The following is a 13,750-nucleotide window of genomic DNA, read 5'->3' as shown; positions in this document are numbered from 1 at the left end:
TTCCCTTATCATAAAATACCAGTTTGTTTTAGCATATTAGCGTAAATTCCATTCCTATTTTGTAATAATTGTTGTTGAGTACCAGATTCAACAATTTGCCCTTCTTTCATTACTAAAACAATGTCCGCATGACGAATCGTATTTAATCGGTGGGCAATGATAAAACTTGTTCTGCCTTTCATTAATACTTCCAACGCCTCTTGTATCTTAATTTCTGTCAAAGTATCGATACTACTTGTCGCCTCATCAAGTAATAATATTTTAGGGTCCGCTACAAGTGCCCGCGCAATTGAAAGTAATTGCTTTTGCCCTTGTGAAATTCCACTACCATCTGCTGTTAAAATGGTGTTATAGCCATTTGGTAGTTTCATAATAAAATCATGGGCATTTGCCTTTTTTGCAGCTTCTTCAATTTCTTCATTTGTAGCAGTTAGCTTACCGTATCGGATATTGTCATAGACACTTGCTTCAAATAAGAAAGAATCTTGCAAAACAAAGGCCATCTGATTGCGCAATGTAGAACGTTTTAAATCCTTTACATTAATTCCATCAAATAAAACCTCTCCACTTTCAACATCGTAAAACCGTGCAATCAATTGCATAATGGTTGTTTTCCCAGCACCTGTTGCCCCTACTAGCGCTACGGTTTGTCCTGGATAAACATGAAAACTAACATTTTTTAAGGTCTGTGTTTCTTCAGCTAATTCATATTTAAAATGTACATTTCGAAATTCCACTTCACCAAGAAGTTGATGAGTGTCAGCTACTTTACCAATATCATCTTCTTTGTCCTCATCCATAATTGAAAATACTCTTTCTGCACCAGCAATAGCAGATAATACCGTATTCACTTGGTTTGCAAGATCATTTAATGGTCGAGTAAATTGTCGAGCATATTCAGTAAAAATCACAATCGTTCCAATTGAAACATATCCATTAAAAGCTAAAATTCCCCCAATACCTGCCACAATAGCAAAGCTCATATTATTCAATAAGTTCATCACTTTTGGAATATATCCCGAATAAGTAAGCGCCCAGAAACCAGTTCTTTTTAGTTGCTCACTTTTTTCCCGAAATTCTTGCTTAACTCTTTCTTCTTGGGAAAATGCTTTAACAATTCGTTGCCCCGAAATGGTTTCTTCTATCATTCCGTTTAATGCACCCAAAGCAGCTTGTTGCTCTTTGAATAGTTTCCCTGTTCTCTTTGTAATCCAACGTGTAGTAATAAACATTAACGGAATAATTAACATTGTTAACAAAGTTAATATAGGACTTAAATACAGCATGACCACAAACGTACCAGTTAGTGTCAAAATACTAGAAAACACTTGAATAAAGGACGTATTCAATGTTGAACTAACTGTTTCGATATCATTCGTTGCTCGACTCATTAATTCTCCGTGTTGACGTTTATCGAAAAACGAAACAGGTAATCTCAGCAATTGATGAAAAACCCCTGTACGCATTCGATAAATTGTCTGTTGGGCAATACCTATCATCCAATAATTTTGGAAAAACAATGCTAATGCTAATAACAGGTAGATGAAAATTAGCATAATAATCATTGTTGATAAACCATCAAAGTTAAATTTTAGTACGTAGTCATCAATAATATGACCAATTAATAATGGGCCAAGCAATGACATGGTAGAACTAATAATGACAAGACATAACACAACAATAAGTAAAGCGCGTTGTTCATCTACTATTCTCCAAATATTTAGTAGGGTTCTTTTCCAATCACTTGCACGGGGGCCCTTCTTCTTTTTCCCAGATTTCTTTAAGTCTTCTTTCGATAATATTGGTTCATATCCAAAGGGCTTTTGGAAAAAGTTCATTACGCTTCACCTACCTGTTCTGCTTGAGATTTTGCAATTTGTCTATATTCTTCACTCACTTGCATTAATTTCTCATGGGTTCCAAAGGCGATAACTTGTCCTTCATTTAGCAATAAAATATTATCTGCTTCTTTTGCAGTACGCACCTTTTGAGTAACCACAAACATCGTAGCCTGTTCGTCCCTTATATCCTCCCAAAAAGCAGCCTCCGTTTTTATATCTAATGCACTCGTACTATCATCCAGTATTAAAATTGGTGGCTTGCGAATTAGTGCCCGGGCTATGGATAATCTTTGTTTTTGTCCTCCCGAAAGATTAACGCCTTTTTGTCCAACCCGAGTTTCGTATTTATTCGGAAGATTTTCTAGTGTGTTATGAATTTTCGCCTTAGTCGTTGCATTTATGATTTCATTTAGTTCTGCATCTTGTTTACCCCAACGAACATTTTCAGATATGGTACCTGTAAAGAGCATCGACTGTTGAGGTACATAACCAAACATAGCTCTCAATCTTTCTAAAGGCCATTCTTTTATGTCTCGACTATTAATGAATATGGTTCCTGATGTGACATCATAGAAACGTGGCAGTAAATTTAATAATGTAGACTTTCCTGACCCTGTTGCTCCCATAATGGCGAGTTTTTCCCCTTCCATTACAGTAAAGGACACATTATTTAATATTTGCCGATCTGAATTTGGATAGTTAAAAGAAACTTTGTCAAATTGTATTGACCCTACTTTATGTTCCACCAAGTTGTTTACTTCAAAGGATTTAGTTTCCGTTCCATGTTCTACAATTAATATTTCCTCCATACGCTCTGCAGAAGCTTTCGCACGAGAAAACGCATTAATAATGAAGGCAAACATTGAAAATGAACCAGTCATACGTAAAGCGTAGTTAACAACTGCAACTAACTCCCCAACTTGAGCATGGCCATTTTTAACATCAATTGCCCCAAACCAAATGGCAATAAGAAGACTTCCATTCATAACAAAAAGTAGCACAGGCATAATGATTTCCATAATTCGTAAAGCTTTTACTGTATCCGTTTTTAAATCGCCTGCAACTTGTTCAAAACGATTACCTTCATAACTTAAACGCATATAAGCTTTTACTAACCGAATGCCTTGTAAATTTTCCTGTAAAACACGATTAACTTTATCCAATCTTCTTTGAACTTGCGCAAAAGAACGTACGCCTTTTTTCACAATGAAGAATAAAAATAAAAAAGATATTGGTGCACCAATCATTAAAAATAATGCCATTTTTGTATTTACGAAAAACACCATAATTAAGCTTCCGATTACCATGAGTGGTACACGCATCATAATCCGTAAACTCATAAAAAAGACGGTTTGTACTTGTTGTACATCACTTGTTAATCTAGTAATTAATCCTGATGTAGGAAACTTCAAATAAGTTGCCATTGTAAAGGATTGTATTTTACTAAAAAGTGCATTTCTTAAATCAAAAGCAAAACTTTGTGCTGCATGGGCGCTGAAATACGAATTAATAACACCACTTGTAAAGGCTAAAAATGCTAAGCCAAGTAAGGTTAAGCCCCAGATAGCAATGCTATTCATATCGTTCGCCACGATACCGTCATCAATAATTTTCCCAATGATTAGCGGCTGTACAAGCTCTACTGCTAACTCCATTAACATTAAACATAGCGCTATAATTGCTGGTACTTTATACGGTTTTATAAATGAAAATACTGTTCTCACTATCTCACTCCCAATAGATAAACACGCATTATAAACCAACTATACACCTTTTAATATAGAAAACGTGTAGTGAATTGATAGTTATCTTCGTTTACACTTTGTTCATATTTAAAAACTAAATTGTAATTTTCTGCCTATACCCATACAACTAATCGTTTTATTCCATTGAAAACGTAGATAGAAATAATAACTTTAAGCAAGAATATATTACATTTATTTTTTCTGATTATAACACCGTATGTAACTATCTTTTATCGTTAAGAATCAAAGCTTTAATACGATACATATATACTTAAAATTTCCAATTCCTTCTTTCAAACAAATAGTTCTATAGACCCTATAATCGCAATATAAGACTTACTAATAATATCCTCCTCCACCCTATATCCAATTCACCCCCTATTCTAAAATCGTATTTTAAAATGACATTTATTTAACAATTTAGGAACACTCTCAGTACTTTAGTACCTCATTCAATTATTATCAAAATCTTAATAATAGATAGATAATGACTATTCGCTACAATAACTTTATAATAATAGTATGAATATACGATTTTTAAGGAGAAGGTTAGTTATGAGCCGTGAAAATACATCTTATAAAATTAGTAAAGAAATAGTAACATTTGCTCCCTTCCCGACTTTTGTACTAAATACACAAGGAATAGTAACTGTTTCAAACGATCTATGCACTAAATATTTCGGTTATTCTGATAATGAATTCGCAAAAGATTATCTGAACAATAGTTTATTATCATCCTTACATGATGAATCATGGAATCGAATATTACTTGGAAAAGAACAACTTCGTTTTGAACAAGTTCAATTGGTAACAAGTGACGATACATTTATGATGGCTACGTTAATTACAACACCATGTGAATTAGAAAATGAATACTCTATTTTAGTCACATGCTTACTAGATGAAATGATGACTCGTGCAGATGATACATCACAGGAGTTAATAGATTTAAAAAATGGCCTTCATTCTACTTTTATGGTAGTCAACTTGGATGCAGAAGGATTTATTACACATGGTAACCAAGCCTTTTTAAAAACAAGTCATTGGACACCTAAACGCATAATAGGAAAAACGTTTTGGCAACTCTTTCCCGAGACAGCTGAAAATGCTGTAATCGTTGAAACTATTTGGCAGACAATAAATTCAGGAGAAATATGGGAAGGCGAAGTCGAAAAGATTACAAAGGAGGGTCTATCGTATTGGGTCCATTTAACAGCAATCCCCACTTATTCTCATATAGAGCAAAATTACCGTTACATTTTAATCGAAAAAGATATTACAAATGAAAAGAAATTAACACTACAGTTGGAAAAAATCGCTTATATTGATACAGAAACAGGACTTATGAATGTTCATCGTCTTGAAAATATCGTGACGGATATGATTGAAGAAGGTCGTCATTTCTTATTTGTTTATCTGAGTATCGATAAATTTTATACATTGCGAGAACTCCATAGTAATCAATTAGATCATAATTTAATTGTTGAGTTTACAAAACGTATGAAAATTTATTTCCAAGACAGTTTAATGGCTCGCATTAATGAAAATGACTTTGTAGTGATTACTCCTTTAGGCGAATGGTTTATTCAAGGGTTCTTAACATACCTAAAGCAAAACCCTATTTATATTGAAAATATGGCAGTCCCTATTTCTATTAGTGGCGGTATTACTCATTCACCTCAAGATCAATCGAACTTTGCGCAATTAATGAAAGCTTCCCTTGCAACAATAGCAAACGTCCGTGAAGCCGGTGGAGACAGTATACTTTCACTATCAAGCGAAACACATAAAGCTTTAAATCGTCGTTCTGTCATTGAGAAACGATTATTACTTGCACTTGATCAGAAAAATCTTAAAGTACTTTACCAACCACAAGTGGATCTTCAAACTGGAGATATTATCGCTGTAGAAGCCCTTGTTCGTTGGGAAGATGAAGAAGTTGGCGTAGTATCCCCAGATGAATTAATCCCGATTGCAGAGGAGTCAGGTTTAATTAATAATATTGGTTCCTTTGTAATTGAAGAAGCTTGTAAGCAAGCTGCTAAATGGAAAAATGAGGGGTTAAATTTAAAGGTAAGTATTAACCTATCTGTTCGCGAATTCCGTGATAAAAACATGGCAAAGTCAATATTAAACACTTTGGAGAAAACAGGTTGTCCTGCAAATTTAATTCAAATTGAAATTACTGAAAAGTTTGCATTAGAAGCTGAGGCTGAAACATCCATCATTAATCAAATGCGTAAACTTGAAAATGCAGGAATTGTATTTGTACTAGACGATTTTGGAACTGGTTATGCCTCATTCCGTTATATGCAGCTCTTACCAATAAGTATTTTAAAAATTGACCAAGCCTTTATTGGTTCCTTGTTACAATCTGAGAAGACACAACGATTAATTAACGGGATGGTTCAGTTTGGTAAATCTATGAACTTAATTGTTTTAGCAGAAGGCGTTGAAACAATTGAACAAAGAAATTTACTAGAACAATATGGTTGCGATGCGATACAAGGCTTCCTAATTAGTAAACCTATCACTGAATTAGAAGTAAGAAATCTTTTAGCTACGGTTTAAAAATATACTTTGCTAAGGCTCAATATGCGCTAAACCTTACTCCATTATTAAAGGGACATCTCAATTATAGATGTCCCCCTTTTTCTCTTCGTTTAGCTCTTGCATAAGTTTGCATTGACGTTTTCCCTTTATTAAACATACGCATTACTAATTGAATAATTACCTCAGCAAAAACGAGTCCCATTGCAATTGCGCCTGAAATCATAAAAGCACGCATACCATTTTGAATACCTAGGTTATAGTCTAGTTCTACTATATTTCGCATAGTATTATAAGCGATACCCCCTGGAACGAGAGGTATAATTCCTGATACGTTAAAGATTATCATAGGCATTTTAAATCGACGAGCAAAAACCTGAGCAACAATTGCAACAATAAATGCTCCTATAAAAGATGATTGCACTTCTGTTGTTACCCCATAGTCCATTAGAACGTAGTATACTATCCACCCTATTGACCCTACTAATCCACAATAAGGAATCGCCTTTGTAGGTGCGTTGAAAATCACACCAAAACATGCTGTGAAAATAAAACTAAATAATAATTGTAGAAAGATTTCCATTGCAACGTCTCCTTAAAATGCTACCACAATCGCAATACCCGAACCGATTGCAAATGCAGTCAGAAATGCCTCAGTACCTTTTGCAATACCCGCTGTAAAATGGCCAGCCATCAAGTCTCGTACTGCGTTTGTAATTAATACCCCTGGAACAAGTGGCATTACACTACCGACAATGATTTTATCCATTTCACTTCCTAAATCAAAATGAACAGCTAAGGAGGCGATGAATCCTACTACGAGGGAGGCAAAGAATTCTGAGAAAAACTTAACTTTTGTCATATCCTGAATAATTATTACTACAAAGTATCCTACCCCACCCGCGACAAAAGCTGCAGGTATATCTGACCACAATCCATTAAATAAAACCATAAAACAACTACTTGCAATCGCCGCGGCTAAAATTTGAAGATGGACGGGTAAAAAATAATTTGTTTTTTGTATCTTTCGCAACTCGTCATATGCTTCTTCTAATGTTATTATTTTACTTGAGAGCTTACGAGAAACACTATTCACTTTGGCTATTTTGTGTAAATCAGTAATTCTAGTCGAAATGGAAGTTATTTTCGTAATCTGCCTTCTTCCCAGCGATAGGATAATTCCTGTTGGTGTTACATAACTTTGTGCATCCTCGATTGATTGGGAGCGTGCCATTCGGAGCATTGTATCTTCTACTCGATATGTTTCCGCACCGCTTTCCATCATAATTTTGCCCGCTAGCAAAAACGTATCGAGAGCCATTTCATAATTCTGTTCTTTAGTTTCCATTGCGTGTGTTAATCTCCTTTTTTCTCCATGCTCATATTATCGAACAGAAACGTAAATCTCATTACATACTTTTCTCAATTTTAATTAAGTGTAGGAATTCTGACAACAATAAAACAAAAGGAGTGTAGTTTCGTTGAATAACGATCGTCAAAAAAAGCATCGTTCGTGGGTAGATTATGTATTGGTTAGCTCAATCTTCACACTCACGGTTTTAATTGGAATATTTATTTTTACAAACGGAGATTCAAAGTTTCAGAGTTCCATTTCTGCCAAGACAAAAGGTGAAATCGTTAATGATACACAAAAGTTATTATCAGAAACTAAATCTGAATTTGAAGATATTCAAATTGTGACAGAGACTTCTGAAGATCCTACAATGCCTTATACTCTTTACTATCCAAAAACGAAATTCGAACAAGTAAATAAAGAGATTTCACAATACATAACTAAATCAAAGGAAAATTATTTTAATGCCGTTCGACTTTATAAAAATGCTCATCCGGATAAAGATGTCGTAGGTAAATATCAGTTATTTTTAGACATTCACGAACATAATAACAGCTACTATTCTATTGTTTTTAAAAATAAATTAACAGTCGATCAAGCTAACTATGACATTTCATATCAAACTTATATTTTCAATAACCATTCAGGTGAGCTTGTTAGCACTTATCAATTATTCAATCAGAAAACTGAGAATTTAGAAGTTTTTTCAAAGTACGTGAAAAAACAACTTACTAAAAACTTAGGCAAGAACGTTTATACAGATAAACTGGATAGTAGTACTGCTCCTTATTGGAAAAACTATAAACGTTTAGCTATTATTAATGACCGTTTGGTTGTTTACTATAATAGTGGAGAAATTGCTGATCCTTCAGCCGGCACTCCAACGGTTATCGTTCCTATGTCTTATTTAAATCCAATATTGGCAGATTCCTTTAGAACAAGTGCGATAAGTACAGAAACTATCATACCTGTTAAACCAACTGGAACAGGTAAACGTGTTGCTTTAACATTTGATGATGGTCCACATGAGAAAGTTACAAGACAAATCTTAAAAACATTGAACAAATACGATGCAAAAGCTACGTTCTTTATGGTAGGGCGTCGTGTTCCAAACAATACAAAACTAGTAAAAGATATCTATAATAGTGGTCATGAAATTGGCAATCATACATGGAATCATCCAAAACTGACTAGCCTGACTTCAAAACAAGTAATGTCACAACTTGATTCAACGGACGATGCCATTTATAAAGCAATAGGTCAATATCCAACGGTTTTCCGTCCTCCATATGGGGCTAAAAACAAACGAGTAACCGATTTAATCGATGTCCCTGTTGTCATGTGGACAATTGATACGTTGGATTGGAAACACCGAAATGCCAATAAATTACTTCCAATGGTGAAGAACAACTTACACAACAACGCAATCATTTTAATGCATGATATTCATCAATCTACAGCAGATGGATTAGATAGTGTGTTAGCCTACTTACAAAAAGAAGGATATGAATGTGTAACAGTTAGTGAAATTCTTGCTAGCCAGAAGTAAGCTAAAAAGCCGAATTGCAAGTGTTAATCTTGCAATTCGGCTTCTTTTTATTTTATCTTTACATTCCCCAGTTTCTTAAAGCTCTTCAAATCATAACTGTTTACTTCTTTTGGAGAGATTGTGTATAAAGCTCCCTCTATATAAAGTAAGCGTGTAATCATTGAATTGTAGTCTTCATATTGCTCATCTTTTTGTGCATTTTTAATGAGATTTCCTTTTAATTGAATCCCTTTTTCTGCTGTAATCTCATAGATTAGTGCCCCTGTTCCTTTATAAGCAACTTCATACTCACCTTTTGCTTCATAAAGTGTTACAGGGAATCCGTAATAATTTAAGTTAGCATTTCTAAATAACGCTTTGTGGTTATATTGGATATCTGAATACGTACCACGACCGCCAATTACAACGCTATCTTGCTCTTTCGGATTGGAGAAGTCACTTACATCAAATAATGACACTTTCATTCCAGCAGTTGTTACGATTGGTTCCTTTGAAAAACTATCAACTCTCGACTCCGTTTCATAGCCAAATCCTATTAAATGATTTTCATCTAATGGATGTAGATAATTACTGAAGCCAGGGATTTTTAGCTCCCCTAACACTTTAGGGTTTTCTGGATTTTCTAAATCAATAACAAATAGTGGATCAACTTGCTTAAAGGTAACGATATACGCTTTCTCGCCCATGAAACGAACAGAATAGATTTTCTCTCCTTTTGCTAAATCCTTTACTTCTCCAACTTTCTTCAACTGGTCGTTAAATATGAACAAATGATTTTTAGAAGTTTGTTCACCTGCCCCCCAACTATTACCTTCAGTTACTGCAACTCGGAAATAGCCATTATGTTCATCCATTGAAAATTGATTAAGGATACTTCCATTAATTGTTGTTGTAGCTGCTAACTTCACATCCATCCCATTAATATCAAATTTATAGATGTCTGTGTCAGTAGCCATTGGAAGTATCATCATATCTGTTGCTATCATTTTTGAAGATTTGAAAGTTGTTGCTGGTAAATAATTGAATGCTGTTAAGTACAACGCTTCTTTCGACATATAAAGGGTTGAACTTCCCCCTAAAAATCCTTTTGTTTTCACTTCACTTTTTTCGAAATTCTTTACATCTATTGCAGATATAATCGTATAACTTGGTTCCATTGAGCCTGGTAAAATGGATAACTGTTTTATATCCATTGGTTGAACGGATTCACTTTCCGCACTATCGTATACGTACGGTCGTAGTTCAACATCCTCTTTCTCCGCAATAATCCAATAATCAGGTGTTTTATTTGTAACGATATACAAAATGCCATCAGTCAAACGAACCCCATTCATGTATCCATCTTGGGCTACTTCCCTTACTAATTTTGGATTACTTGCATCTTTCACATTATAAAATGCCGCTTTTGTCATGCTAATTCCTGAAATATAATCCTCTTTTTTCATTTCGAGATATTGATCAATAATAACGATTAATGTATCTTCTTTAATCATTAATTGGGTAGGATAACTGTTCTTCTCTAATGAAATTTTATTAACTACTTTTAATGATTTTGGATTTTTAGCATCCGTAATAACAATTTCGTTTTCAATGATTGAATAAATATATCGGCCGTCTGTTACAACAATGTCTCCTTCTTCGATATCTTCAACTTGATTATTCGTTGTGGAGTGGGACGTGCCTCCACTTCCTCTATCTGCAGCCACATTAGCGCTTTCTTCAGCTATTGTCATTTCAGTTTTTTCTAAATTTCGTTTTTCCCGAGATAAGGCTACTTTAAAGAAATTTTCAAGATCTTTCATTGATTGAATTTGTTCTATTTCTTCAATTACTGTAAACTCAATTTTCTGCTTTTTTGCCTTTGTTTTTGACTCCTCAAATGCATTTTTCTCTACAAGCAAGACATATTTTCCTGGTTTAGTATTAGCAATTGAAATCGATTTTCTATTTTCATGTAATAATATTGTGGCTTCTACTCGCTGACCTTGATTATCTTCTAAATACACATCCCCCTTATTCACGCTGTCTTGTTTTAGTGATTCTGAAAAATGAACGATGTATGGTTGATTAACAAGAACTGTGGATGCCGCATTTACTTCTATTTTCTTTCCAAATAACATTAGAGAACTTGCTACTAAAATAACGATCAGTAGAAATATTCCCCCTGCATAATGCCTGCCATTCATAATTCTTCGCTCCTTTTAACCTTCTTTAATGGATTAGACTTGGCAATCATTATTTCGTTTCAATTTTTCAAAAAATTTTTCTACATTCTTAAATAATATAAAAAACGTGGAGAACCCCCTATTCTCCACGTTTATCTTCTCCCTTATTCGAATGGCCATTTAGGTAACATTTTCGATAATGGTTTATCTTGACGTTTACCCAATACATAATCCGCCTGCATGATTGTGTGAATTTCACGAGTACCTTCATATATGACAGGTGCTTTTGAATTTCTTAAATAGCGAGCAACAGGATATTCATCTGAGTAACCATAAGCACCATGGATTTGTACAGCATCATCTGCTGCCTTGTTTGCAAAATCACATGCTTGCCATTTGGCTAACGATGTTTCGCGTGTATTCCGAACCCCTTTGTTTTTTAATTCTCCCACGCGATAAACAAGTAGCCTACTCATATGATAGCCTGCTTCCATTTTAGCTAGCATTTGTCCTACAAGCTGATGATCCCCAATCGCTTTCCCAAATGTTTTGCGTTCTTTACAATACTTCACACTCGCTTCAAGACATGCTTGAATTAAGCCTACTGCACCAGCAGCCACAGTAAATCGGCCATTATCTAAAGCAGACATGGCGATTTTGAAGCCTTCTCCCTCTTCCCCAAGACGGTTTTCCACTGGTATTTTCACATCATCGAAAAATAATTCACCTGTATTTCCTGCACGGATACCGTACTTTCCTTTTATCGCCTTAGACGAGAAACCAGGCATTGTTCTTTCAACGATAAAAGCAGTTATTCCATGGTGCTTTTTCGACTTATCCGTATAAGCAAAGACAATAAAGTGATCTGCTACATCACATAAAGAGATCCACGTTTTCTGTCCATTTAAAATATAGACATCACCTTCACGTTTTGCATAGGAATCAATAGCTGCCACATCAGAACCTGCCCCTGGTTCAGTTAACCCAAAGGCACCAATTTTCTCACCGCGCGCTTGTGGTATTAAATATTTCTGCTTTTGAGCCTCTGTTCCCCATTGCAATAATGTCATAGAGTTTAACCCCGTATGCACAGAAACTGCAGTTCGAAAAGCAGTATCCCCGCGTTCAAGCTCTTCACAGACTATAGCTAAACTATTATAGTCCATTCCTGCTCCACCGTACTTTTCGGGAATACAAACCCCCATTAAGCCTAATGATGCTAATCGTTTCCAAATGGTAGGATCAAACCCACCTTCAGCATCCCACTTTGCAATATGAGGCATTATTTCTGCATCAACAAATTGACGAACTGTTTTTCGCAAAAGCTGTTGTTCTTCTGAGAAATCAAAGTTCATATGCATCACCTTACCATTTCACAATTGATGAACGGTGAGATGTTTCTTTTATTACGACATTACGATTTGCCATTTTATCTATATATTCTTTTCCTGGTACAACTGTTTCTGGAGGGAATACTCCTCTTTCCGTAATCGTACCACTTCCAAGCATGACTGCTACTGCTGCAATTGTACACGCTGTTGCACGTGCCATCGCTGTCATTGAAGATGTATCTTCTCGTTTTATATTCATTTCATATTCATAAGTGACTTGCTCACCAGATTTTTCACCTGAAACAATTACTCGAAGTAAAACAGCATCTTGTTTATTGCCTAAGTATAATTTTTTCTTTAATGCTTCTCGTACGACATCTCGTACTTTTACTTCATTACCATCAACTTCAACTTTATTTTCTTTATCAAAGAAACCTAAATCAGCAAGCAGTTTAAACTTTTCAGCATGCCCTTTATAGCGAATTGTTTTATATTCTAACGTTTTTACATTAGGGAATGTTTTGTAGAGAGTGGAAATTCCTCCAGACGTGTAAAACGCCTCCAACACTCCAAACTCATTGAAGTAAATTGGCTCAACACCAGAAAGTGAATTAACTTCTTTTAATTTTCCATCCTGAATTACCTTTGATGGTTCAGTATAATGGTCAAACACACCTTCTAATGAGAATACTCGAGTATAGTTAAGCGGTGGTTCTGGTTTTGTAGGAATACCACCAACATATAGCTTGATCGACTCAACTGAATCTAATTTTGAAGCACCATATCCTGCAAGTATATTAACCATCCCTGGTGCTACTCCTAGGTCAGGAATGATCGTAATACCTTTTTCCTTTGCGGCTTCATGCAATGTTAGAACTTCTTCTGTTACGTCTCCAATATGGCCTCCTAAATCGACAGAATGAACGCCTATTTCAATTGCTGCATTTGCAACCTTTTTATTAAATTCATAGAAAAGAGCATTTACTGTTACGTCCCCTCTTGCCATAACATTTTTTAATTCCTCATCATTATTAGCATCAAGTTTAACCACTTCTACTTTTTGTGTATTTAAGGAATCAACAAATGCTTGTGCCGTATCAGTATCTAAATCTGCTAGATAGATTTTTTCTACTTTGTCGCTAGCCGTTAAGTCACGTGCTACCTCTTTCCCCATTAAACCAGCACCTAAAACTACAACTTTCATCACACACATCC

Annotated in this window: 9 protein-coding genes; 2 read left to right on the top strand and 7 right to left on the bottom strand. The window is 35.0% G+C overall.

Translation table 11 applies throughout. From position 1 onward, the window contains the following. Positions 1 to 8: 8 nt before the first annotated feature. On the bottom strand, positions 9 to 1,838 hold the full coding sequence (locus tag NKR20_RS01510) for an ABC transporter ATP-binding protein (RefSeq protein WP_253423014.1): 1,830 nt from the start codon (positions 1,836 to 1,838) through the stop codon (positions 9 to 11). Next, the gene (locus tag NKR20_RS01505) at positions 1,838 to 3,565 is read right to left on the bottom strand and encodes an ABC transporter ATP-binding protein (protein WP_253423011.1); all 1,728 of its coding nucleotides are present in this window, start codon (positions 3,563 to 3,565) and stop codon (positions 1,838 to 1,840) included. The genes NKR20_RS01510 and NKR20_RS01505 overlap by 1 nt, the downstream gene beginning before the upstream one ends. Before the next feature lie 576 nt (positions 3,566 to 4,141). Here NKR20_RS01505 and NKR20_RS01500 point away from each other — a divergent pair. Further along, positions 4,142 to 6,157: a putative bifunctional diguanylate cyclase/phosphodiesterase gene (locus tag NKR20_RS01500; RefSeq protein ID WP_253423008.1), complete on the top strand. Its 2,016-nt coding sequence runs from the start codon at positions 4,142 to 4,144 to the stop codon at positions 6,155 to 6,157. Between the two features lie 64 nt (positions 6,158 to 6,221). Here the strand turns inward: NKR20_RS01500 and NKR20_RS01495 are convergent, their stop codons facing one another. Next, on the bottom strand, positions 6,222 to 6,719 hold the full coding sequence (locus NKR20_RS01495; RefSeq protein WP_121213471.1) for a threonine/serine exporter family protein: 498 nt from the start codon (positions 6,717 to 6,719) through the stop codon (positions 6,222 to 6,224). A 12-nt stretch (positions 6,720 to 6,731) separates the two neighbouring features. Further along, positions 6,732 to 7,484 carry a threonine/serine exporter family protein gene (locus NKR20_RS01490; RefSeq protein ID WP_121213469.1) on the bottom strand — a complete coding sequence of 251 codons (753 nt, stop codon included), beginning with the start codon at positions 7,482 to 7,484 and terminating at the stop codon, positions 6,732 to 6,734. A 133-nt stretch (positions 7,485 to 7,617) separates the two neighbouring features. On the opposite strand from NKR20_RS01490, the gene NKR20_RS01485 reads away from it, so the two are divergent. Continuing rightward, positions 7,618 to 9,039 (top strand): polysaccharide deacetylase family protein, encoded by a 1,422-nt coding sequence (locus tag NKR20_RS01485; protein ID WP_253423005.1) that lies wholly within the window; start codon positions 7,618 to 7,620, stop codon positions 9,037 to 9,039. A gap of 47 nt (positions 9,040 to 9,086) precedes the next feature. Here NKR20_RS01485 and NKR20_RS01480 read toward each other — a convergent pair whose 3' ends face one another. From NKR20_RS01480 to NKR20_RS01470, 3 genes are all read right to left on the bottom strand, one after another. Continuing rightward, entirely contained in the window at positions 9,087 to 11,225 is a 2,139-nt protein-coding gene (locus NKR20_RS01480; RefSeq protein WP_253423003.1) for a beta-propeller domain-containing protein, read from the bottom strand. 143 nt (positions 11,226 to 11,368) lie between these two features. Continuing rightward, on the bottom strand, positions 11,369 to 12,559 hold the full coding sequence (locus tag NKR20_RS01475) for an acyl-CoA dehydrogenase family protein (protein WP_121213466.1): 1,191 nt from the start codon (positions 12,557 to 12,559) through the stop codon (positions 11,369 to 11,371). Positions 12,560 to 12,569: 10 nt separating this feature from the next. Beyond that, entirely contained in the window at positions 12,570 to 13,739 is a 1,170-nt protein-coding gene (locus NKR20_RS01470; protein ID WP_253423000.1) for a saccharopine dehydrogenase family protein, read from the bottom strand. Positions 13,740 to 13,750: the final 11 nt, after the last annotated feature.

It is taken from the genome of Ureibacillus endophyticus, from assembly GCF_024159215.1.
In the GTDB taxonomy this organism is placed as follows: Bacteria; Bacillota; Bacilli; order Bacillales_A; family Planococcaceae; genus Ureibacillus; species Ureibacillus endophyticus.
This window is presented reverse-complemented; position numbering and strand designations above follow the sequence as displayed.